The organism is Capnocytophaga sp. oral taxon 902 (genome assembly GCF_013394735.1).
In the GTDB taxonomy this organism is placed as follows: Bacteria; Bacteroidota; Bacteroidia; order Flavobacteriales; family Flavobacteriaceae; genus Capnocytophaga; species Capnocytophaga ochracea.
On record NZ_CP058261.1, the window covers coordinates 432,133 to 455,138 of the forward strand.

At 37.6% G+C, this 23,006-nt stretch carries 21 protein-coding genes; all 21 read left to right on the forward strand.

Annotated features, from left to right (window positions below; translation table 11 throughout):
• The 21 genes from HW278_RS01845 (at position 1) to HW278_RS01945 (ending at position 23,005) form a co-directional block, all read left to right on the forward strand.
• Positions 1-1,332, forward strand: coding sequence for an MFS transporter (locus HW278_RS01845; RefSeq protein ID WP_012796931.1), 1,332 nt, complete (start codon positions 1-3; stop codon positions 1,330-1,332).
• A gap of 2 nt (positions 1,333-1,334) precedes the next feature.
• Positions 1,335-1,562, forward strand: coding sequence for a hypothetical protein (locus HW278_RS01850; RefSeq protein ID WP_012796932.1), 228 nt, complete (start codon positions 1,335-1,337; stop codon positions 1,560-1,562).
• Between the two features lie 112 nt (positions 1,563-1,674).
• Positions 1,675-2,001 (forward strand): YtxH domain-containing protein, encoded by a 327-nt coding sequence (locus tag HW278_RS01855; protein ID WP_009420979.1) that lies wholly within the window; start codon positions 1,675-1,677, stop codon positions 1,999-2,001.
• Between the two features lie 6 nt (positions 2,002-2,007).
• Positions 2,008-2,376: a phage holin family protein gene (locus tag HW278_RS01860; protein ID WP_178976762.1), complete on the forward strand. Its 369-nt coding sequence runs from the start codon at positions 2,008-2,010 to the stop codon at positions 2,374-2,376.
• Positions 2,363-2,605, forward strand: coding sequence for a DUF6327 family protein (locus HW278_RS01865; RefSeq protein WP_002672980.1), 243 nt, complete (start codon positions 2,363-2,365; stop codon positions 2,603-2,605). Before HW278_RS01860 ends, HW278_RS01865 begins: the two co-directional genes overlap by 14 nt.
• A gap of 17 nt (positions 2,606-2,622) precedes the next feature.
• The gene (gene rodA / locus HW278_RS01870) at positions 2,623-3,912 is read left to right on the forward strand and encodes a rod shape-determining protein RodA (RefSeq protein ID WP_009420452.1); all 1,290 of its coding nucleotides are present in this window, start codon (positions 2,623-2,625) and stop codon (positions 3,910-3,912) included.
• 2 nt (positions 3,913-3,914) lie between these two features.
• Positions 3,915-5,675 carry a MutS-related protein gene (locus HW278_RS01875; protein WP_178976763.1) on the forward strand — a complete coding sequence of 587 codons (1,761 nt, stop codon included), beginning with the start codon at positions 3,915-3,917 and terminating at the stop codon, positions 5,673-5,675.
• Between the two features lie 403 nt (positions 5,676-6,078).
• The gene (locus tag HW278_RS01880) at positions 6,079-7,698 is read left to right on the forward strand and encodes a CTP synthase (RefSeq protein ID WP_053580883.1); all 1,620 of its coding nucleotides are present in this window, start codon (positions 6,079-6,081) and stop codon (positions 7,696-7,698) included.
• Positions 7,699-7,719: 21 nt separating this feature from the next.
• Positions 7,720-9,585 (forward strand): membrane protein insertase YidC, encoded by a 1,866-nt coding sequence (yidC, locus tag HW278_RS01885; RefSeq protein ID WP_178976764.1) that lies wholly within the window; start codon positions 7,720-7,722, stop codon positions 9,583-9,585.
• A gap of 100 nt (positions 9,586-9,685) precedes the next feature.
• Positions 9,686-9,955 carry a hypothetical protein gene (locus HW278_RS01890; protein ID WP_178976765.1) on the forward strand — a complete coding sequence of 90 codons (270 nt, stop codon included), beginning with the start codon at positions 9,686-9,688 and terminating at the stop codon, positions 9,953-9,955.
• 40 nt (positions 9,956-9,995) lie between these two features.
• Complete coding sequence (locus tag HW278_RS01895; RefSeq protein ID WP_178976766.1) at positions 9,996-10,442, forward strand: T9SS type A sorting domain-containing protein; 447 nt, start codon at positions 9,996-9,998, stop codon at positions 10,440-10,442.
• Between the two features lie 52 nt (positions 10,443-10,494).
• Entirely contained in the window at positions 10,495-16,827 is a 6,333-nt protein-coding gene (locus HW278_RS01900) for an RHS repeat-associated core domain-containing protein (RefSeq protein WP_178976767.1), read from the forward strand.
• Between the two features lie 9 nt (positions 16,828-16,836).
• Positions 16,837-17,331: a hypothetical protein gene (locus tag HW278_RS01905; RefSeq protein WP_002672771.1), complete on the forward strand. Its 495-nt coding sequence runs from the start codon at positions 16,837-16,839 to the stop codon at positions 17,329-17,331.
• Positions 17,321-17,482, forward strand: coding sequence for a hypothetical protein (locus HW278_RS01910; RefSeq protein ID WP_178976768.1), 162 nt, complete (start codon positions 17,321-17,323; stop codon positions 17,480-17,482). Before HW278_RS01905 ends, HW278_RS01910 begins: the two co-directional genes overlap by 11 nt.
• A gap of 174 nt (positions 17,483-17,656) precedes the next feature.
• Entirely contained in the window at positions 17,657-18,001 is a 345-nt protein-coding gene (locus tag HW278_RS01915; protein ID WP_178976769.1) for a hypothetical protein, read from the forward strand.
• A gap of 153 nt (positions 18,002-18,154) precedes the next feature.
• Positions 18,155-18,709, forward strand: coding sequence for a hypothetical protein (locus tag HW278_RS01920; RefSeq protein ID WP_255493685.1), 555 nt, complete (start codon positions 18,155-18,157; stop codon positions 18,707-18,709).
• A 16-nt stretch (positions 18,710-18,725) separates the two neighbouring features.
• Positions 18,726-19,256 (forward strand): DUF2247 family protein, encoded by a 531-nt coding sequence (locus HW278_RS01925; RefSeq protein ID WP_178976771.1) that lies wholly within the window; start codon positions 18,726-18,728, stop codon positions 19,254-19,256.
• Between the two features lie 35 nt (positions 19,257-19,291).
• Positions 19,292-20,428: an RHS repeat-associated core domain-containing protein gene (locus HW278_RS12330; RefSeq protein ID WP_410493731.1), complete on the forward strand. Its 1,137-nt coding sequence runs from the start codon at positions 19,292-19,294 to the stop codon at positions 20,426-20,428.
• Between the two features lie 8 nt (positions 20,429-20,436).
• Positions 20,437-20,937: a hypothetical protein gene (locus tag HW278_RS01935; RefSeq protein WP_178976772.1), complete on the forward strand. Its 501-nt coding sequence runs from the start codon at positions 20,437-20,439 to the stop codon at positions 20,935-20,937.
• 1 nt (position 20,938) lies between these two features.
• Entirely contained in the window at positions 20,939-21,394 is a 456-nt protein-coding gene (locus HW278_RS01940; protein ID WP_178976773.1) for a hypothetical protein, read from the forward strand.
• Between the two features lie 225 nt (positions 21,395-21,619).
• On the forward strand, positions 21,620-23,005 hold the full coding sequence (locus tag HW278_RS01945; protein WP_255493687.1) for an RHS repeat domain-containing protein: 1,386 nt from the start codon (positions 21,620-21,622) through the stop codon (positions 23,003-23,005).
• Position 23,006: the final 1 nt, after the last annotated feature.

Genomic DNA, 23,006 nt, shown 5'->3' on the forward strand with positions numbered 1-23,006 from the left:
ATGAAACCATTAGAACGAGGACATAAAAAACTACTCAATGCGTGGGCTTTTTACGATTGGGCTAACTCTGTCTATTCTCTCACCATTGTCTCTACTATCTTCCCTATTTTCTACGGATTGTTATTTCGTATTGCAAAGCTCACCCATATTGAGCTCTTTGGAATGGTGATTAAAAGCACTTCTGTGATTGCTTTTGTAACCGCTTTAGCTTTTGCAGTAGTGGTAGTACTCTCCCCTATCCTCAGTGGTATCGCCGATTACTTAGGGAATAAAAAGAGCTTTATGCGCTTTTTCTGCTATTTAGGAGCTATCTCTTGTGTAGGGTTATATTGGTTTTCCTTAGAACATATTTACTTCGGACTCTTGTGCTATTTTTGCGGCGTAGTAGGCTTTTGGGGGAGTATCGTATTCTATAATTCTTATTTACCCGATATTGCTCTCCCTGAACAGTACGACGCTGTAAGTGCCAAAGGATACAGCTTAGGGTATACTGGTAGTGTATTACTGCTTATTTTTAACCTTATAATGGTAATGAAACCACAATGGGTAGGCTTTGCTACTGCTGATGCTGAAACTACTCTCACCACTATGCGCATCTCGTTTATTACAGTAGGAATATGGTGGATAGGTTTTAGTAGTATCCCCTTCTATTATCTTCCCTCTTATAAAAAAGGCAGAGGGGAGTTCAGCAAAAGCATTCTTTTCAACGGTTTTAAAGAACTGCGCAAAGTATGGCAATCTCTCTCAGCTTCTCCTCGTTTGAAGTGGTATCTTATTGCTTTTTTTGTGTACAGTATGGGTGTACAAACCGTTATGCTGATAGCCACTTATTTTGGAGAGCAAGAAATACAATGGGCAAACTCCGAAGAAAGCACTATGGGGCTCATTATAAGTGTACTCATTATTCAATTAGTAGCTATTTTAGGAGCACACCTTACGGTTTTAACAGTGCGCAAATGGGGTAATATTGCAGTGCTCATTGGGCTTAATGTTATATGGGTAGGCATCTGTTTGCTTTCATATTGCGTATATAAACCTACTGAGTTTTATGCAATAGCTATTTTAGTAGGGCTTGTAATGGGGGGCATACAAACGCTATCACGTTCCACCTATTCTGCTTACTTACCCGAAACTAAAGATACTACTTCCTTTTTCAGTTTTTACGATGTAACTGAGAAATTGGGTATTGTAATAGGAATGGGTGTTTATGGTATGATAGACCAATTTACCAATAATATGCGCAATGCTACTATTTCACTAATAGTTTTCTTTGTTTTAGGAATGTTACTGCTTTTTAAAGTGCGAAAAGTAAGTCGTGTAGCTAATGAATAATTATGAAGATATTTTCTGAATTTAGGTTTTTCCTTGAGAAATACGGTTTTGCAGTATCATCGCGTTTAGCCGAGAAGTTAGGAATGCGTGCCAAAGACGTTCGTATTGTTTTTATTTACGGCACCTTTGCCACCTTAGGAGCTTGGTTTGGTGTATATTTGCTTTTAGCATCACTTTTAAGAATTAAAGATTTGTTCTTTGCTAAACGCACCTCTGTATTTGATTTGTAATTATTTTTTTCTTTAAATTTGCACCTTTCAAAAATACTTTGTATATTTGTGCGTTTATTAGAGTATACTACTAATAACTCTAATCGTAAGTAAAACTAAAATTTATTATATTATGGCAAAAACAGGAAACATATTATTAGGATTGGCAGCAGGAGCTGCTATTGGAGTGGGCTTAGGTATTCTCTTTGCTCCTGATAAGGGTAAAGTCACCCGCGAAAAGATTAAAGATAGTGTGAGTGACAAGGCTGAAAAGCTAAAAGAACAACTCGACCGTTTAACTGAGAATGTAAAAGAAAAATCAGCGGAACTAAAAGGCTCTTTGGAAGAAAAAGTAGATACCCTGCTTTCCAAATCAAGCTATAAAGCCGAAGACGTGATTACTTTCTTAGAAAAGAAATTAGCCGCCTTAAAAGCAGCTAACGCTAAATTGCAGAAATAAGCACATATGTCTATCCACTCTATCAAAGAAACTTTTGAGGAAGTTCCTACAAAAGCAAGTTCTGCTCTCAATTCGCAGATAGCTTACTATAAATTATTCCTTTTTAGGTTTATAGGTAAATCGTCTTACGGACTTATAACCTTTTTTATAGTATCCTTTGCGAGTTTGTTGGTATTGTTCTTTTTGTCTTTCGCCGGAGCGTATGCTATTGGTGAAGCACTTGGTAGCAATGCCTTAGGTTTTGCTATTGTAGGAGCTTTCTATGTGTTGATTGCTGTAATAGTATTGGCTTTCCGAAAAAAACTTATTGAAAAGCCTCTATTAGAAAAACTCTCTGAAATCTATTTTAAAGCTGAACCCGATGACGAAGAATAAAATCTATAGCTCTTTTGAAGAAATTGATAACGACCTTAAAATACTGCGCTTAGAAAAGGAAATAGACCGACTATCACTTACCAATCAAGTATCGGCAGTGGCAGAGAGTTTAACACCTAAAAATTTACTCGCTCATACGTGGCTTTCTTTTTTGTTTAACGAAAGAAGATGGCTAAACTTAGCTATTGAATACGCTATGTTTTTCCTTTTCAGAAGAAAACGCAAATAACCCACTTATAACTTACAATGAGACATAGCCTTGTAAAGAACCTCGATTGGACTTCAGTAATACTATACTTACTATTGGTAATGTGTGGTTGGATAGCTATCTTTTCCACTACTTACAGCGACTTAAACGTTACTTCTATCTTCGACCTCAATCAGTTTTACGGAAAGCAGTTGCTTTTTATTGGGCTTAGTTTCTTGCTTATTATCTTTATCTTAGCCATAGATAGCAGGTTTTATATCAACTTTTCAGTAATATTCTACATCATTTCTATTATACTATTAGCTGGACTGTTTATTTTTGGTAAAGAGACGAATGGAGCTAAAGCTTGGTATGCCTTTGGCTCAGTTACGGTACAACCCAGTGAGTTTGCTAAAGTAGCTACAGCTCTTGCCTTTTCGCGTTATGTGAGCGATATCCACACCGATATTCGCCGTACTCCTGACCTCTTACGGGCTATTGCAATTATTTGTATTCCTGCCGTACTCATCTTATTACAACCCGACGTAGGGAGCTTATTAGTGTTTTTTTCATTAGCTTTTGTGCTTTTCCGCGAAGGTATGCCCTCTGCCCTACTCTTCTATCTATTTCTTTCAGGAGTAGTATTTGTTTCCTCATTAAAGTTTGGAACAACTTTCACTCTGTTTGCTTGTGCAGCTTGTATTGGATTTTACGGCTTTTGGCATAAGAGAAAAACAAAACGCATTCCGTTTCAAAATATATTTATCTTATCGGTTATATGCTTGCTTACGGCGTTTGTTACGCACCCAGTATACGACAACGTACTCAAACAACACCACCGCAATCGTTTGAACTTATGGCTACGTCTTGAAACTGACCCTCAGAAGATAGCTGCAATGAAGCGCGACTTTGCCTATAATACTAATATGGCTGAATCAGCGATAACCTCAGGAGGTACTTTTGGGAAAGGTTTCTTGGAAGGTACTCGTACCAAAGGGAGCTTTATCCCTGAACAACATACCGACTATATCTTCACGACCGTAGGTGAAGAATGGGGCTTTATGGGTACTGCCTTAGTGGTCATACTCTTCTCTTTTTTACTATTGCGACTTATAGTACTTGCCGAGCGACAGAAATCTAAGTTTAACAGGGTGTATGGGTATTGTGTGGTATCAATACTGTTTGTGCATTTCTGTATCAATGTCGGTATGGTGATTAGCTTAATTCCTACCATTGGGATTCCGTTGCCTTTCTTCAGCTATGGAGGTTCTGGGCTTTGGGCGTTTACTATTCTGCTTTTTATCTTCTTACGATTAGATGCTAACAGACTGAACGATTGGATTCGATAATAATGATGAATGACAAATTACGAATGATAACAAATTCATATAAAGAAAAACTTTCAGAGGCAACACAGCAATACCTAAAACTTACTAAACAATACAACCAAATTAGCTTCCTCCGATTAGCTGAAATGCTACTTATCATTTGGTCAGTATACAAACTTATAAAAGCTCCATCAGTAGTAATGGGGCTATTTTGTATGCTTACTATTGTGGTTTTCCTTCTTTTGATAGTAAAACACAAGAAAATAAGTGCGTTGCGGAGTATTGCCAAAACTAAAATACGTCTCAATGAGCAGGAAATTGCATTTTTAGAACAGCATACTTTCTTCACCGATAACGGCAAAGATTTTCAAGAAGAAAACCACCCTTTTGCTTACGATTTGGATATTTTAGGTGAACATTCACTCTATCATTACCTTAACCGTACGCATACTTTCTTAGGCAAAAAACTTTTAGCCAAGCGACTTCTCTCTCCTTCTTCTGAGGACATTATCAACACACAAGAACAGATAAAAGCACTTACTCCCGACCTAAGCTGGCGACAAACCTTTACTGCTTATGCTCAACAAATAGATGACAGCAAAGATTTTTACATTAAACTACGCACTTGGGCAAGCAGTACTGCGAAACTATTGAGCAAAACAATGCAATATACTCTCATTGTTCTACCTATATTCCTCATCATAAGTCTTTTGATAGGATATGGGAACGACAATGAACTACTAAAAAGCGTCGGAAAGCTCTTAATCACTGTAAACTTGCTACTGTTTTTCTCTTTTATTGGTAAAATGACGAAAGAAAAACTCGGTTTTGAGCGTACTTATACGATGTTATATGCTTTTAAGGAGTGTATTGCACAAGTAGAAGCGCGTTTTCCTGAGAAAAACAAACAAGCAAGCACTAAAATAGCTCAACTTTCCCGATTGTTAGACGATTTGGACAACGTGAGTAATATATTAGTCTCTATACCCCTAAACCTTTTCTCTTTTTATCACGTACATCGCTATCAGCAACTTTTGCAATGGAAGTCGCAATATGCAAGCTGTATTGAAGAATGGTTAGAGTCGGTGGGGGAGACGGAAGTGTTGTGTAGTTTTGCTAATTTTAGTTATAACAACCCTGAATTTGTTTATCCTACCCTGAACAATGATTATAAAATAGCTTTTGAAGCCGTAGGACACCCGCTTATCTCTACTGAACATCGGATTACCAATGATATTACGCTAGGCGAGCACGCTTTTGTATTGCTTACAGGCTCTAATATGTCGGGTAAGAGTACTTTCTTGCGCACTTTGGGGGTTAATATGTTGCTTACCCTTGTTGGGTTACCTGTTTGTGCGCGCAAAGCCAATATACACCCTTTGCGTTTGCTTGTCTCTATGCGTCTTGCTGATTCGCTTAACGACGGCAAATCGTATTTCTTTGCTGAAATCAATCGCATACAGCAGATAATGGAGACCTTAGAGGACGAACGTTGCTTTGTGCTCTTGGACGAAGTACTACGGGGTACTAATTCAGAAGACAAACAGTACGGCACTATTAAGATTATCGAACGATTGCTTTCCTTACAAGCTTTGGGTGTGCTGGCTACTCACGATATAGAAGTGTGTAAACTTACTGAACAATATCCTCATCAACTTCAAAATAAATGCTTTGAGTCTGACATCACCAATGGAGAACTCACTTTCGACTATAAGTTAAGAGAGGGCGTTTGCCAAAACAAAAATGCTACTTTCTTGATGAAGAAATTGGGAATCATTAGGTAATACCGAATTAATGCCAATAATACCAAAAATGCCAGAAATGCCAAATAAAGATTAGCAAATTAGCAGATTTGAAAATTAGCAAATAGGAAGTGTTGTTAATGGTGAATGGTGAAATTGGAAGAAGATTATAGGAAGCTTATAGGATAAACGAACAAAGAGTGGCTCTACAGTGGGTCTACAGTGGCTCTACAGTGGCTCTACAACGAACAAAAGACGAACAAAAGACGAAGGAAGAACGAACAATGAACGAAGGAAGAGTGTAGCTAAGCTAGTACTAAGTAGAAGAATACTTGAACGTGTAAGGCAAGTTTCTTCTATTTTTTATGCCTTTAAACTAACATTTTAGGCTTTAAATATTGTTAGTTGGTAATTATTCACTACCTTTGCACCAAATTAAATAGAAATGGCAAATACCAAATATATATTTGTAACTGGGGGCGTAACTTCTTCTTTGGGGAAGGGCATCATTGCGGCTTCGCTTGCCAAGCTCTTGCAGGCTCGTGGCTATAGGGTGACGATACAAAAATTTGACCCTTACATCAATGTAGACCCTGGTACGCTCAACCCTTATGAACACGGCGAATGTTTCGTGACCGAAGACGGTGCTGAGACTGACCTCGACTTGGGACATTATGAACGTTTCCTAAACGTACACACTTCGCAAGCTAATAATGTAACCACAGGGCGCGTTTACCAAAGCGTTATCGAGAAAGAACGCCGTGGTGAGTTCTTGGGCAAAACGGTGCAAGTAATACCACACATTACCAACGAAATTAAGGAACGCATTCAGATACTTGGCAAAACAGGCGAATACGACATTGTGATTACCGAAATAGGTGGTACGGTGGGCGACATCGAATCGTTGCCTTATATAGAATCAGTAAGACAGCTTTTGTGGGACTTAGGAGAGCACAATGGCATCGTGATACATCTTACCTTAGTACCTTACCTTGCTGCGGCGGGTGAACTGAAAACCAAACCTACGCAACACAGCGTGAAAACCCTGATGGAAAGCGGTATTCAAGCCGATATACTGGTTTGCCGTACCGAACACGAACTTTCGGACGAGCTTCGATACAAGCTGGCACTCTTCTGCAATGTGAAGCGAGAGGCAGTAATCCAGTCTATTGATGTGCCTACTATTTACGATGTACCTAATATGATGCTTTTAGAGGGGTTGGACAAAGTGACACTCAAGAAGTTAGACCTCCCTTGTAAAAACGAGCCCGACCTCACCCAATGGAACACTTTTTTGCAACGCTACAAGAACCCCAAACACCGCATAAAAGTAGGGTTAGTAGGCAAATACGTAGAGTTACAAGATGCGTATAAGTCGATTTTAGAAGCCTTTATACACGCCGGAGCGGCGAACGAAGTGCGCGTGGATGTGGAGAGTATTCACTCAGAACACCTCAATGAAGAAAATATAGAAGCCAAATTAGGTCATCTGGATGCTGTGCTCGTAGCCCCAGGTTTTGGCGGTCGCGGTATTGAAGGCAAGATAAAAGCTATTGAATACGTGCGTGAACACCGCATTCCGTTTTTGGGAATTTGTCTTGGAATGCAAATGGCAGTTATTGAATTTGCGCGACACATAGCTGGACTTAAAGGGGCTAATTCTACCGAAATGAACGAGCAAACGCCTTATCCCGTAATCAGCTTGATGGAAAGTCAGAAGGAAATTACTCACAAAGGAGGCACTATGCGCCTTGGGGCTTGGGCTTGTGAGCTTAGCAAAGGCAGTAAGATATACGAAGCCTATGGTAAAAAAGAGATTTCGGAACGACATCGCCACCGCTATGAGTTTAACAACGACTACAAAGAACAGCTCGAAAAGGCAGGCTTGCAGTGCACTGGTATCAACCCCGATACGGGTTTGGTGGAAGTGATAGAATTGCCAAATCACCCTTGGTTTGTGGGCGTACAGTATCACCCCGAATATAAGAGCACCGTTGCCAATCCGCATCCGCTATTTGTAGCTTTTGTGAGGGCAGCCTTAAACAATAAACTAAAAAAGAACTAAAACACGGATAAAAACACTTATATGGAAGAAAAAAAATTCGATTTAAAGAGTATTATAGGTTTTACCTTGATTTTTATACTTTTGATGTGGTTTATGAATAACAATAAACCAAGTGAAGAAGAATTAGCTAAACGCAAAGCTCAACAAGAACAACAAGCAAATCAAGCTACTAACACCCAAAAAGACACCCATACCGCTACCTTCCAAGGTGTCCCTACTGATTCGGTAGCCTTAGAAAAGTACAAAGCCAACTTAGGTGCTTTTGCCTATTCGGCTACTCTACCGTCGGCAAAAGAGGGGGTAACTGTATTGGAAAACAAAGACATCAAGCTGACTATCAGCAACCGAGGCGGACAACCCAAGGAGGTTTTGCTCAAAGAATTTAAAACTTATGATTCTTTGCCTGTTTACTTAATTAAAGATTGGAATGCTACTTTTAACCTCAATTTTACTACCGCTCAGAACCAAAACCTAAGTTCTAAAGACTTGTATTTTGAACCTACGCTAAGCGAAAACAACGGCAACAAAGTGCTTTCGATGAAGCTCAAAACTTCAGAAAACGCTTATTTAGAATATGTGTACACCCTACCAAAAGAGGGTTATATGTTGGACGTGGCAGTGCGCTCACAAGGTTTATCGGGTATTGTGAATACTTCTAAGCCTATGAACATCGACTGGAAGTTACAGGCACGCCGTATGGAGAAGAGCGTCACCTATGAAAACCGTTATACGCAAGCGACTGTGCAGTACGACGGCGACCGTATTAACCGCTTGAGTCAAGGGGGTAATGACGAGCAAAAAGAAGAGAAAGTGAACTGGGTGGCTTACAAACAGCACTTGTTTACATCGGTGCTCATTTCTGACAACCCGTTTGCCAAAGGCGATTTCGTTTCTCACAATATCGCTATGAGCGAAGGAAAAGATGTAAAATACACCAAGAACTTCCTTACTTCTTTGCCTATACAAGCGAAAAGCGGAGAGCTAAGCGAGTCGTTACACTTCTATTTTGGACCTAGCGATTACAACGTGCTCAAACAGTACAATGACAAGTATGAACTTACTGAGCTCATTCCGTTAGGTTGGGGTATTTTTGGTTGGCTCAACAAATGGTTGTTCATTCCGCTTTACAACTTCCTCACTGATTATTTCTCGGTAGGATTGGTGATTATTTTGATGACCATTATCGTGCGTTTATTATTGTCGCCTATCGTTTACAAATCGTACGTATCGCAGGCTAAGATGAAGGTATTACGCCCTGAGATTGAGGAAATCAACAAGAAATATGAAGAGCCTATGAAACGCCAACAAGAAACTATGGCGCTCTACAACAAAGCAGGCGTGAACCCACTCAGCGGTTGTATTCCTGCTCTGTTACAGTTGCCTGTGTTCTTGGCACTCTTTAACTTCTTCCCTACCGAATTTGGGTTGAGACAAAAGAGTTTTTTATGGGCTCACGACCTATCGTCATACGATGCTATTTTTGAACTTCCTTTCTCTATACCGTTCTACGGAAGTCACGTGAGTTTGTTTCCATTGTTGGCTTCTGTGGCTATTTTCATCTATTCAATGATGACAATGGCACAGACTGCACAACCTCAGCAACCTGGAATGCCTAATATGAAGTTCCTCATCTACTTATCACCAGTGATGATGTTGTTCTTCTTTAACAACTACGCCAGCGGACTGAGTTTGTACTACTTTATATCTAACCTATTGACCATAGGCATTATGTTGGCTATCAAGTATTGGATTATAGACGAGCAGAAGATTCACGCACAGATACAAGAAAACAAGAAAAAACCTAAGAAGGAAAGTAAATTCCAAGCCAAGATGCGTGAGATGATGGAGCAAGCTGAAGCCCAACGCAAGGCACAACAGAAGAGATAACCGAAGGATTAAAAAATAATTATAAGGTACTCCGAGCCCTTAACATAAGGGAGATGGAGTACCTTTTTAGTTATAGATTAGGAAATGGGGAAATGAGGAAATGAGAAAATGGGAAAATGTGGAAATGGGAAAATGTGGAAATGGGAAAATGTGGAAATGGGAAAATGTGGAAATGGGAAAATGTGGAAATGTGGGAATGTGGAAATGGGAAAATGGGGGTGTGGGTTTGCTTGGGATTTTAGGAGAGGCTCGGAGAGATGTTGAGAATCTCGGGGGGGAGATAGCCAAAAGGATTAATATATTAGGGGGAACGTTACTATTAGAATGTAAAATGAAAAAACGTAAAAAAACTTGCATTATTCAAAAATAGTTCTGACCTTTGCGGTCATATAACCAAAACCTGTTGGACAATGCTAAAGTATCTTATCTTCTTTTTAGGTACCCTTAGTATCTATGCTCAAAAAGAGTACTGTTTTCAGTACGACAGCGCGGGTAACCAGCGCAGTGCGCTTTTGTGCCTCAACGGCAAAGACAACGCTACCGATGAGGAGCTCTTTGACGAACTACCTGAGGCTTTGAAATCTTCAGAGGCTGATAATTCTTCTAAAATTACTCTGCAAGGAGCCCCTAACCCTGTAACTGATAACTTGGCGGTATATTGGCATCACAGTGAAAATGGAGTGCTCACGCAACTTGTTATGTTTTCGGTAGACGGCAAGATGATGTATAGAACAGATCGAATTCCTGCGAATGAGCCTTTTCACATTAACGTATCGACTTGGTCAGCAGGGTATTACTTTTTGGTAGCTACGTTTTCTGACGGCAGTAGGAAGGTGTTTAAGGTGGTGAAACAATGATATTAATGGTTAATGATTAATGGTTAATATTAAGTTATAAACGATTAGGCATATGAAAAAGTTGTTATTATTACTATCTGTTTGTTATACTCTTGGCAGTGTAGCTCAAGAGAGTTATCCTTTGCAGGCTATTGAACGCACTTCATTTTATGCAGAGCCTGTTGACCCTCCTACTGAAACGGCACTTCCTTCGGGGAACATAGCAGCACGAGATGGCGGGGGTAATACTGTGGGCTTGACTACGGGTGAACTGAGTGTATCAGGCACAGGAGCTGCAGTGTATACCGTGCCTATTGCGGTACCTAAAGGCATAGGAGGTGTAGCACCTACGTTGGCATTGACCTACAATAGCCAGAGTGGTAATGGCATTGCGGGTTACGGTTGGCACTTAGCGGGGCTTTCGGTGATAAGCCGAGTAGGGAGCACGATGTATCACAATGGTAAGATTACAGAAGTAAACCTTACGGAAACAGACCAGTTTGCGTTGGACGGACAGCGGTTGATGCTGAAAGAAGGCAAACACGGTGAGAGTGGAGCGGTGTACGAGACTGAAACTTTCTCGCAAGTACGTATTAAGGCAGTAGGCAAGAGCAAGAACGTGGCTTTTGGTCCTGATTACTTTGAGGTACTTTACCCTGATGGCTCTAAGGCGTATTATGGGAAGGAAAACAATAGCCAATCGCCTATGGAATATGCGATAAGTTCTTGGGAGAATGCACAGGGAGTAAGGATAGAATATTTTTATACAATAGAAAATAATTCTCTTCGTATTAAGCATATTGAATACGGTAATAATGCAAAGATTGAATTTAATTATGACGACCGTACACGTCCTGAAGTAGCATACGTAGGAGGTATGGAATTTATAAATGGAAAGATACTATCACAGATTAATATAACAGACAATAACACTTCTTATAGAAACTACAAACTTAGTTACAATACTAATAGTTTGGAATATAACCGATTAACTTCAGTACAAGAAAATGTAGGAGAAGAAGAACGCTCCCCTATAGAGTTTAAATATTGGGATACAATCGGTCATCATAGGTTGAGACGTAAAAGAAGATTTTTAACTAAAATTTCAACTGTAGAAACTTCTTTGGGAAAAATAAATGCTCTAAACACAGCTACTATCCCTATAGATCTCAATGCAGATAACTTCACTGATTTTATTCTATATCCTACAATAAAGGAACAAGCTAAAAAAGAACTTTTTTTCTTTGATAATTTTAGACAGGAAAACCTTAGAACTGTAGCATATAAGGCTACAGTTCCTAAATTTGATAATATTTTTGCGGTAAAAATGCTTACTAATAGTGGTCACCTATATAAAGCGCAAGGCTTTGTAATGGCAACACAAGAATTTAAAAAAGTTATTCTAAAGGTTTGTAAGCAAGGAACAAATTCTATAATTGTTGAAGATACTAAAGAATGGAACTTACCTACTTACTGGGATGAAAGAGCTTATTACCAAGGAATATTAGACAATAGGGCAGCTTCTCTACCTAATCCTCCAAAAGAGAAATACATAGAAAATCCAAATTACAAACTATTATCAGGAGACTTTAATGGTGATGGTCTTACAGAATTATTAGGGATTGAGTACGCTTTTCCTTATGAAAGATGCCATATAATGAAACGAGAATGTTTCTGTGATGTAGTAGAAAAAGGAAGAGGTATCTATTTGATAGATTTAGACAGACGGAAAAATAAAGACTATACTTATGGTATTGGCTACATAGGAGACCTTTCGAGAACTGATTTACTGTGGGCAATGGATATGAATGGCAATGGGAAAACAGACCTTGTACGCATTGCAAAAGGAGGTATTTACATATATGAAATGAATGAAAATAAGGAATTAAAACTTATCAATGAACATCATAGTCCTAATATTCATATAGATGAGAAGCATCCTATAACAGGCGATTTTAATGGAGATGGTAAAATAGATTTTCTGCTTCCTACTGAAGATAAAAGCAATAAGTTTGAGGTATTGCTTAATGCTGGTATTCGTTTTTTTTCTACTGACCGATATTTTTCATTTAGTTTTAAAAAATCATATGAGGAAAGAGTTCCTATAAAAAGCCAATTTATTATATATCAAACTTTTATTCATAATAATACTCTTATTCCCATAGATTTCAACAATGATGGAAAAACAGATATTGTACAATATCACTCAGTAATAGCAAAAAATAACTATGATGTTATTAATGGGGTAGAGAGCCATCGTGAAATAGAAGTTTTTACTAATACACAAAAAGGAAGCGAGATAACTTTTAGTGCAGGTGAGTCAAAGTCTTTAGAAAAGGGATATACTCCTCATATTATATTTTCATCTCCTGATGAACGCGATAGAGTAACTGACATTTCCTTATTTTCAGGTGATAAGATACACACCCTTTCTTTGCGAGAGAACAATAGAGAAGATGTATTAGTTAGAAATGTGATTAATGGAGACGTTAAGCAAAACATTAATTACAAAAATATGGCTACCTTACCTGATTTGGATAAAGAAAAAGGAACTTATTATTGGGTTTCTAATTACTTTGATGAGTTATACCCATACACTACACTTCCTAATATGCAAACGGTACGCTTGGTCTCTCAATTAGAACGTGAAGGTATAAGGGTACCAAAAGCTATTCGGCGTTATGTATATTACAATGCAATTACTCATACACAAGGGTTGGGTTTTCTTGGCTTTAAAGCTATGGGGCAAACTAATTGGTTTGAGCCCAGCAAGGAAAAAGAACAAGTACTATTTACTTTTAAGGAAATGAACCCTCTGCTTAGAGGTGCTTTAACCAATGAATATATTATAGAAAAACAATGGTTTCTCCCCACCTATATTGTTAATAAAATACCTTTTCAAACAACTACCTACCAATATACTGATGCCCTCAGTCCTAACAAGGTCTTCAAGCTACAACTTACCCAGCAGACTACCGAAGATAAACTTTCGGGACTGACGACTACCAATAATTTTAGTTATGATGTGGACGGTAACCTCACGGAACAACGCACCCAAACGGACGGCTATAGCCAAAGTACGCGCGTGAGCTATTTGCCAAAGAGTGAGAGTCCGTATTTTTCAGGCTTACCTCAACAGAAAGAGACGACCACCACCTTGTCAGGCGATAGTTTTAGCACCGCTGAAACTTTTGCTTATGAGAAAGGTTTGCTCACTACCCATAAAACCCAAGGCAATGGTACGGGTTGGCGTACTACTTCTTATGGTTATGATGAGTACGGCAACGTAATAGAACAAACCGCCACTGCTGAAGACGGACAACAACGTACCGAACGCTATACCTATGACCCAAGCCACCGTTTTGTAACAGCTCATACCGACCACGAAGGACAGGTAACCAAGTTTAGCTATAACAATAGAGGTCTGCTGGAAAGCGAAACGACTCCATTAGGACAAAGTACTCTTTATGCCTATGACCTTTGGGGTAGACCTACCCAAACTACGAATTTCTTAGGCAAGAAAACCACGATGCGTTATAGCTTTGACGGAAGTATTTTTAAGAGCATTACCGAGAACGAAGAAGGTGCTTACAGTGCAGAGAGCTATAACACTTTAGGCTGGTTGTTAGAAAAAGAGAGTAACGATGCTTTTAACAACCACTATGCGGTTAGCTACGAGTACGACGGTATAGGGCAACTAATGAGCGTGAGTGCCCCTCACCCAGGAGGTGCTTCTCAAAAGGCGAAGAGGACAGAATACGATGTATATGGACGACCTACCACTATCACCAGTCCCGAAGGTAAAATAACCCGTTTTACCTACGACAAACTCAAAACTACCGCTGATGACGGACAGCAACAAGTGATAAGCACCCGCGATGCCCAAGGTAACATTGTAGAACACCAAGATACGGGCGGTACTGTGCGCTATACCTACTTTGCCAATGGTAGCTTAAAAACAGCCGACTATGGAGGTGCCATACAAAAGATAACCCAAGACGGATGGGGACGCAAAACAAGCCTTACCGACCCTTCGGCAGGGCGATATACCTATCAATACGACACGTGGGGTAACCTCACCGAAGAAACGACCCCTAAGGGTAAGACCACCTTTAGCTATGAACAAGGTACCGACCGCCTGAGTGAAAAACATATTACGGGCGATTATACTGATATGCGCATACGCTACACCTATAACGCCGACAAACTGCTCACCCAAATAGACAACCAAAACAAAGACGGCAATAACGATAGTTACCGCTATGAGTATAACGGACTCAAACAATTGGTTCAAACTACCGAGACCAACCCGCAAGCGGTATTTACTAAAAACTATACCTACGACAGCTTTGGACGTGTACAACAAGAAACCACTACCGCCCAAACGGCAGGCAAGCGTGTGAGCAGTGCCGTGCAATACCGCTACGAGAATGGGGAACTCATAGAAATGAAAACACCGAGCGGAGCGACCCTTTGGAAACTGAGCGGAAGTAACGAATACGGACAACCGCTGAGCCTTTACAAAGGAAAGACCCAAGAGAATTTGCAGTACAACAGTCATTTTCCTAAAACACAAACTGTACAACGGGAAGATACTCCGCTGAACGTATTGCAATACGATTTTAATACGCAAAGAGGACTGCTGAATCATCGTACTTATAGTTTTTATAACCAAAAAGAAGAATTTGCGTATGATACCACCGACCGCCTCACCCGTTGGAACAATGCCACCCACCAATACGACGAACGCGGAAGGATCACGGAGAATAGCGCGATGGGTACCTACGAATACACCCAACACAGCTACCAACAACAAAAGCTTACCACCAACGAAGCAGGTGAGACGTATTTAGAAAAACACCCTTTGCCTATTGTAAGGTATAACGCTTTTAAAGCCCCAGAGCAGATATATGTAAAGGATAAAGAACGGATAAGCTATGAATACAACGCCTTTGGCGAGCGTTCGCATTGCTATTACGGCAATGCCGAAGTAGAAAAAGCCAAACGCCCACTGCTTAAACACTACAGCCACGACGGTAGTGTAGAGATAGTATGTAACAAAACCGATAACAGCAACAAGTTTATACTTTACTTAGGCGGTGATGCCTATAGTGCTCCTGCTATACTCATTTCGGACGGAGAAACCTCAAAACTCTATTACCTACACCGCGACTATCTGGGAAGTATTGTAATGCTCACTGATGAGAACGGCAACATCGCTGAAAGACGCCATTTTGACCCTTGGGGACAACCCATAAAAGTAGAAGATGGAGCGGGAAAAGTGTTACAAGGTTTAACTTTATTAGATAGAGGCTTTACGGGACACGAGCACCTGCAAACGGTAGGACTTATCCATATGAATGGACGGTTGTACGACCCTGCGTTACACCGTTTCTTACAACCCGATAACTATGTACAAGACCCTTTTAATACTCAAAATTTTAATAGATATGGGTACTGTTTGAACAACCCACTGGTGTATGTGGATGAGAATGGGGAGTTTATTATAACAGCTCTCATAGTAGGGGCTATAATAGGTGCTTATATAGGAGGTTCTCAAGCCAATGGTACCTATAATCCTTTGAAATGGGACTTTAACAATGTTGATACTTGGATAGGAATGGTAGGAGGAGCTGTAGTAGGAGGCGTCTCGGGGGGCGTAGCGGCTTATGCAGGAGGGTTAGTTGCGGCAGGATTAGCCACCTATGGAATTACGGGAGGAGTTATAGGAGGTGCTGTAGTAGGAGCCACAAGTGGACTTGTGGGAGGTTTTATAAGCGGAGGCTTTATGTCTCAACTACCCGGAGGGAATGGGAAGTTTTGGAGTAGTGCAGGATGGGGAGCTTTGTCTGGTTTTGTAGGAGGAGCTGTAATAGGAGGAGCTACAGGAGCTCTTACCACCCCTAAAGGACATAATATTTGGACAGGAAGAGAAATACAACAACCTGTTCAAACCTTAGAAGGAGCTCCTATAAATATTCATTTAGATGCTGAGAATAATATAACAGGAAATTTAGAATTAAATGCTCCAACAACGAATTCGGTTTTAGATCTTCAACAGCCTAAACTAATTCCTATTGAAACACCTGATGGAGGAATAAAATTAATTTCACAATTTTCAGAGAGTTCTATAGATAAAGGGGTGAGACTGACAATGTCACAAAAAGAGCTTCATATTTTTGCAAATAAACTTCACCCCAAACCTTGGTTAAATGATTTATCTACTAAAATGGGAGGTAATCAAAATGTTATAGAATCTATCCTTAAGAATGTTAGCGGAAAAATACAACCTAATACTTCGGGAGTTTTTCAAGTTTCTACAACTATAGATGGAATTCAAATTTATGTTCGTGGATACATTAATCAAGGAGTTCCTATTATTAATACAGTGTATATACCTAAATAATAAATAATTATGCTTGAATTAAACAAAATAGAAGAATCCTTAGATATACCTAAGGCTATTGAATATATTGCTGATAATCAAAATAAAAATATTATTAACTATTTACGAGTTCTATTTGTTATTACCTATTTTTTGAAAGAAGAACCTTATAATGAAAAAGAATATCTTTTATATACTGATTATTTAAAGAAGATATTTTTAGAATCTTCGAAAAAATATTCAGATAATGCAGAATTCTTATTTTATACAGGGTTCATTATCTCTATGGGAGAATGGTATTTCAATTTGACTTTTGAACAGTCCGTAGAAATGATGACAAAAGCATCAGAAATAGAACCTAAAAATGAGTTATACCAATGGGTTTACTTTTTCTATCTTGATAAAAAAAACAAGAAAAAGGAATATGCTAAACATCTCTTAGGAAAAAAAACAATACAAAAGGAGTTATATTCAAAAGGGTTACTAGGAAGATATATATATGGTATTATTGAATATGCTTCATAGAAAAGATTATAGTTTTATCCTAAAACAGATTACTCTACTTTGTAACGAAAAAGATTTATTACTTATTGATGAAGAGCTAAAAGTAGTATCTTTAGATTTTGAAATCATAAACAAGTGTTTTGAAGAGGTGATGAATGCGCCTATTCATTAGATAAAATAAATGAAATTTTAGCCAATGATATCTATGGTTACAAAAGGGAAGAGATTCCTTCTTATTTAATTTAAAGAGAATTTGCTATGGTTTTATTTGAACTGAAAAGAATGTGGTAGCTGAGAGATGTACGCTTTCACCACAAGGAGATATTATTCACGTAAAATCAAAATTATGATGACAGACAGGAAACAGTTACTTTTAGACTTAATTCTTTTAAAAGACAAGACTCAAGATATAAAAAAAGAACTTTCTAAATATTCTTGGGATAGTGTGTCTCCTATTGTTAAAATAGATACACAATCTATGATTTTTGTTTTAACAAAATACATCAAAGGGGATATATCAACTGATGAATTAGAAGAGTGGGCTAATCTGGTAGAATGTAGAGATGATATAGAAATTCCTTCGGTGATACAAGAATTTATTTTTGAGTTAGCTAATCCTGAAATAAATGGAGATATAACTAAGAAAAAAGTAAATGATTATGTAAAAGTTTTAGAATGTGAGAATATTTAAAAAATTATGAACATAACAACTATTTTTGAAGGACACGAAAAGTACGATTATATCTTTTACGTAAATAATACATATCAAGTACGGGTACCAAATAATGAAAGAAAAACTTAAATATCATTAAAAACAGTACTAAATTAAATTGAGGATATGAATATGTTTTTAGAAAATGAATTTACTAAAATAGAAAAAGAGTTTGGATTTCATAAAGAGATTGATTGGCTATCTAAAATCGTATATATAGACAAAAAACTAGAACAATATAAGAAAAATGTAAAGATAAATATTAGAGCCATTTATATATTGCACAATATTTTGGTAGAAGAAGAATATCCGTTTGAAGAACAAAATAAGATGTCTTATTTTTTGCAAAAATGGTTTTTAGAAACCAATAATAGGTTTCAGAATGATGCTGTATATTTATTTTTTATAGGAAAAATATTATATATTTCAGAATGGTTTTTCGGATTAAAAGATAATACATTAGCTTTTGAATTTCAAGAAAGAGCTTTTGATATAGAACCTAAAAATATCTTATATGAATGGGGATATGCTCTTGCAAAAAATGAAAAAGAGAGAGTTTATATACTTTCCAAAGTAATATTATTTAAAAATAAGAAAATTTTAGATTGGCTGAAACAATATGGATTTGCAGGGAGTTATATGATAGAATCTTTGATGTATTGTTACGAGAATTATAATCCTTATTAAAATTTTGATATATCAGATGAAAATATTTGACGAAGGTTTTATGCTAAACGACTGGAGAGCTGTATATGTAGGATTAAAAAAACATTGGTTTACTCCTGAAGAAGTACTATCTTATTGTGAATATGGGTATATACTATGTAGTGAGGAAATGTTTACTGAGATGTATATGTCATCTGAACTCTCAGATGAAAATCTTTTAAACTTAATAAGAAAGGTATACCCTAACTCTATTTGGGAAAAAATTGATGACAATCTTTATGAAAGACGTCAAATAGGAGGTGAAAATTACTATCTTTTTTGGGCAGTGGAAAAATTATCTGAAGTAGTAGCTTTAGATAAAGATAAAAGATATAAGTTAGACGAAGTAGGATTTTTATATGCAAATTTCAATTATCCTGACGATTGGTATTATCTTATATATTATAATCCTCCTAAAAAAAGTAGAAAAATTGGGGTAGAACCTATATATGAAGATATATTGAAATATATAGATGACTCTACAAAGCAATTAATAGAGAGTAAGACTATAGAGCTGAAAAAGGTATAATAGCTGAAAGACACTTTGACCCTTGGGGACAACCCATAGAAGTAGAAGACGGCGCAGGCAATACCTTAGATAAACTCACCCTATTAGATAGAGGCTTTACAGGATACGAACACCTGCAAACGGTAGGATTTATTCATATGAACGGACGGTTGTACGACCCTGCGCTACACCGTTTCTTACAACCCGATAACTACGTACAAGACCCTTTTAATACCCAAAACTTTAATAGGTATGGATATGTGCTTAACAATCCATTGTTATACACAGACCCTACGGGAGAGTATATTCTTGTAGATGATATAGTAGCTGCGGTTTTCGGAGGTATAATTAATTTGACTGTAAATGCAATACAAGGAAATTTAGGAGGACACGGTTTTTGGGGAGGAGTTGGCAGAGGATTTGCAGCTTTTGGAGCAGGAGCACTAGCAGGTTGGGGTGCTTTATACCCAGAGTTTGGAGGATGGCTTTGGGGAGGAAGTGTAGTTGGAGCTACTAAGGCAGAAGATATAGCATTAGGAGCAGGAATTGGTGTTGTGTCAAGTGTTGTGGGAGGAGGTGCAAGTAGTTTAGCAAATAAAGGAGTTAATCTTATGATTAATGGCCTAAAAGTTACAAGTCCTATTGTAAAAGGAGTGGTAAATGGATTAATAAGAGGATTTGCTGGAGGATATGCTAGTGGATTTGTTGTAGGCTATATGGGAACAGGTAATCTAAATTATGCCCATCATTCTGGTATGTTTGGAGCTAAGATAGGAGCTCCTTTGGGTATTATATCAGGTGTTTCATCTTCTCTTAGATACTCATCAAGAAATAATTTAAATCCTTGGACAGGAGAAAGAATTATTTCAGAAGGAGAGATAGTTGTGAGACATCATACAAGCTCAGAAGGACTTTATTCTATAAAAAAGAATGAATTTATAACTCCTTCAAGAGTTTCGGATTATAACTTTATAGGGACAGATTTTGAGGCAACTCCCAATTTTAAAGGGATTCAGAACTTTGGACAAGCAGGGAAAGGAGCTTTTATAGAGTTAGTACTTCCTAAGAATATACTAGTACCTAGTCCTTCTCCAACCCAACCATATTATTTTAGAGTAAATACAGGATTTGATAATAATTTTATTATTAAGCCTAGTTATAAACCACAATACTATTATAATATAAAGTTTTAATACGTGGTATGACAAAAGAAGAACTAAAGTTTTTAGTGGTAATATTTAGGCAAATATACCTCTCTATACTCAGATGTAATGAAGTTGAGAAAGAAGCATACTTTGCTTTTTTTGAAAAAAGAATGAGATACTACTTATATACCAAACGTTTGTTGAATAGAAAAATGCACAGAGAAGGGATGAGAGTGTCTCTTTGGGGAACAACAACTGTCCATTTGGAGTATATTGCTATGTATGAAATACTTAGTAAATTTATACTTTTCGTAAGAGAAAAATCTTTTCCCGCTTTTGAATTGAGAGATGAGATATTTAGGTTTACAGCTGATATATATAGTTATTTAGAATCAAAAGTTTCTTTTAGAGATCAAAAAAAATATGCTTATGTAGAACATTACAACCAAAATGATTTAAATGGACAGCTTTTTGATACTATTGATGAAGTACTCGATAAATTAGGTTGTGAGCATATAATAAGAGACATTCACAATACAACTCAACTAATAAACTGAAATGACAAAAGATTTTTTAAAATACTTAACAGTTATTTTTGCATATCTACATTTTTCAAGAGTAAAGAGTAGAGAAGTTATAAAATATTGTACTTTTGCTGAAAGTACCTTAAAACAGTGGGTAATAGACTTAAAAGCTAAAAAGTATCATTTAAAATTGAGTAAATTACAATGTATAGCTATTTATTTAATTCTCAGCAAGTATATAATGATTACAAACCAAGAACAAAAAGTTTCTCCAGAAGAAATAGGAGAACTAAATGTAGAAATTATGCAAGTATACAATCTTTTAGTTAAAAAATTACCTTTTTATTGTAGAAGTCAATTCTCATCGCTAAAAAGTAAAAGAAACGAATTAGAGGACGTTTCTATTGAAGAAATATTTGATAGAGTGAAAGAAAAGAGTGTTTTTAAGTTTCATGAATTTTACCTAAAACACAGTGCAATGGGGGTGTAGATACATCTCTAACACAGCTACCAACAACAAAAGCTCACTACCAACGAAGCAGGCGAGACGTATTTAGAAAAATACCCACTACCTACTGTAAGGTATAACGTCTTTAAAGCTCCGGAGCAGATATACGTAAAGGACAAAGAGCGAATAAGCTATGAATACAACGCCTTTGGCGAACGTTCACATTGCTATTACGGCAATGCCGAAGTAGAAAAAGCCAAACGCCCAATGCTTAAACACTACAGCCACGACAGTAGTGTAGAGATAGTATGTAATAAAACCGATAACAGCACCAAGTTTGTGTTTTACTTAGGAGGTGATGCCTATAGTGCTCCTGCGATACTCATTTCAGACGGTGAAGCGCAAAAGCTCTATTACCTACACCGCGACTATCTCGGAAGCATTGTAATGCTCACCGATGAAGACGGCAACATCGCAGAAAGACGACATTTTGACCCTTGGGGACAACCCATAAAAGTAGAAGACGGCGCAGGAAAAGTGTTACAAGGTTTAACTTTATTAGATAGAGGCTTTACGGGACACGAACACCTGAAAACGGTAGGCTTTATACATATGAACGGACGGTTGTACGACCCAGCGCTACACCGTTTCTTACAACCCGATAACTACGTACAAGACCTTTTTAACACGCAGAACTTTAATAGGTATGGGTACTGCTTGAATAACCCGCTACTCTATACTGACCCTACGGGAGAATGGTTTGTAATAGATGATGTTATTGTGATGTTAGTAGGAGGGGCTGTAAATCTAACCATAAATGCTATACAAGGAAATGTAACTTCTTTTTGGAATGGTCTTGGTTACTTTGTGGTAGGAGTAGGAGCTGGAGCTGCTAGTTTATATGGAGGTCCTTTAGCGGGTGGCGCTGTATTAGGATTTGGAAATAATATCACCACACAAGTTTCGCAGAATGGGTGGAGTAATATTGATTGGACAAGTGCTATAATAGATACAGGAATAGGAATTGGAACTGCTTATATAGGAGGTCAATTTTCGGGAATATCTTCAAAGATATTTAAAGATGTTTCAAGTCCTGTCCTTAGAAATGTATTGATAAGTGGTACTAGTAATGCAGCTTCTGGTTTTGTTGTCTCAGGGGGAGCTTCTTATATAATGAATGGAGATGTAGATCAAGCTTTTAAAGATGGCTTAAGAGGGAGTGGATATGGTTTAACTTTAGGAACTATTTCTGGATTTGTGCAAGGATTTCAATATGCAAGAGAAAAAGGTGTTAATCCTTGGAATGGGATAATCTATGAAGAAAAATTGATGCAAAGATCAGCTATTTTTGCGGATGATTTTGTCCCCTTTACAAAAAATGATGGGGTAACAGGAACTCTAAAACATCAAGCAGCTAGTACTCTTTTAAAAAGATATCAAAATATTTATGGAGATAGAGGACTAAGATTTGGAGAATATTTTAATAATAATAAGATTCTAGGACTTGGCAATAGAGGTTTTTTAGATGTAGTAAATCATAAAACTATGAATATATATGATTTTAAATTTGGAGGTGCTGACTGGAGAAAAGGACAATTTGAAAAATATCAAAGGAATTATAAAGGTTATAAAATTTTTAAGATCAAACCATAGT

What these genes read in the sequence shown, in the direction of transcription:
- HW278_RS01845 (WP_012796931.1), top strand. Translation starts at nt 1, where the DNA reads ATGAAACCATTAGAACGAGGACATAAAAAACTACTCAATGCGTGGGCT.
- HW278_RS01850 (WP_012796932.1), top strand. Translation starts at nt 1,335, where the DNA reads ATGAAGATATTTTCTGAATTTAGGTTTTTCCTTGAGAAATACGGTTTT.
- HW278_RS01855 (WP_009420979.1), top strand. Translation starts at nt 1,675, where the DNA reads ATGGCAAAAACAGGAAACATATTATTAGGATTGGCAGCAGGAGCTGCT.
- HW278_RS01860 (WP_178976762.1), top strand. Translation starts at nt 2,008, where the DNA reads ATGTCTATCCACTCTATCAAAGAAACTTTTGAGGAAGTTCCTACAAAA.
- HW278_RS01865 (WP_002672980.1), top strand. Translation starts at nt 2,363, where the DNA reads ATGACGAAGAATAAAATCTATAGCTCTTTTGAAGAAATTGATAACGAC.
- rodA (WP_009420452.1), top strand. Translation starts at nt 2,623, where the DNA reads ATGAGACATAGCCTTGTAAAGAACCTCGATTGGACTTCAGTAATACTA.
- HW278_RS01875 (WP_178976763.1), top strand. Translation starts at nt 3,915, where the DNA reads ATGATGAATGACAAATTACGAATGATAACAAATTCATATAAAGAAAAA.
- HW278_RS01880 (WP_053580883.1), top strand. Translation starts at nt 6,079, where the DNA reads ATGGCAAATACCAAATATATATTTGTAACTGGGGGCGTAACTTCTTCT.
- yidC (WP_178976764.1), top strand. Translation starts at nt 7,720, where the DNA reads ATGGAAGAAAAAAAATTCGATTTAAAGAGTATTATAGGTTTTACCTTG.
- HW278_RS01890 (WP_178976765.1), top strand. Translation starts at nt 9,686, where the DNA reads ATGAGAAAATGGGAAAATGTGGAAATGGGAAAATGTGGAAATGGGAAA.
- HW278_RS01895 (WP_178976766.1), top strand. Translation starts at nt 9,996, where the DNA reads ATGCTAAAGTATCTTATCTTCTTTTTAGGTACCCTTAGTATCTATGCT.
- HW278_RS01900 (WP_178976767.1), top strand. Translation starts at nt 10,495, where the DNA reads ATGAAAAAGTTGTTATTATTACTATCTGTTTGTTATACTCTTGGCAGT.
- HW278_RS01905 (WP_002672771.1), top strand. Translation starts at nt 16,837, where the DNA reads ATGCTTGAATTAAACAAAATAGAAGAATCCTTAGATATACCTAAGGCT.
- HW278_RS01910 (WP_178976768.1), top strand. Translation starts at nt 17,321, where the DNA reads ATGCTTCATAGAAAAGATTATAGTTTTATCCTAAAACAGATTACTCTA.
- HW278_RS01915 (WP_178976769.1), top strand. Translation starts at nt 17,657, where the DNA reads ATGATGACAGACAGGAAACAGTTACTTTTAGACTTAATTCTTTTAAAA.
- HW278_RS01920 (WP_255493685.1), top strand. Translation starts at nt 18,155, where the DNA reads ATGTTTTTAGAAAATGAATTTACTAAAATAGAAAAAGAGTTTGGATTT.
- HW278_RS01925 (WP_178976771.1), top strand. Translation starts at nt 18,726, where the DNA reads ATGAAAATATTTGACGAAGGTTTTATGCTAAACGACTGGAGAGCTGTA.
- HW278_RS01935 (WP_178976772.1), top strand. Translation starts at nt 20,437, where the DNA reads ATGACAAAAGAAGAACTAAAGTTTTTAGTGGTAATATTTAGGCAAATA.
- HW278_RS01940 (WP_178976773.1), top strand. Translation starts at nt 20,939, where the DNA reads ATGACAAAAGATTTTTTAAAATACTTAACAGTTATTTTTGCATATCTA.
- HW278_RS01945 (WP_255493687.1), top strand. Translation starts at nt 21,620, where the DNA reads ATGCTTAAACACTACAGCCACGACAGTAGTGTAGAGATAGTATGTAAT.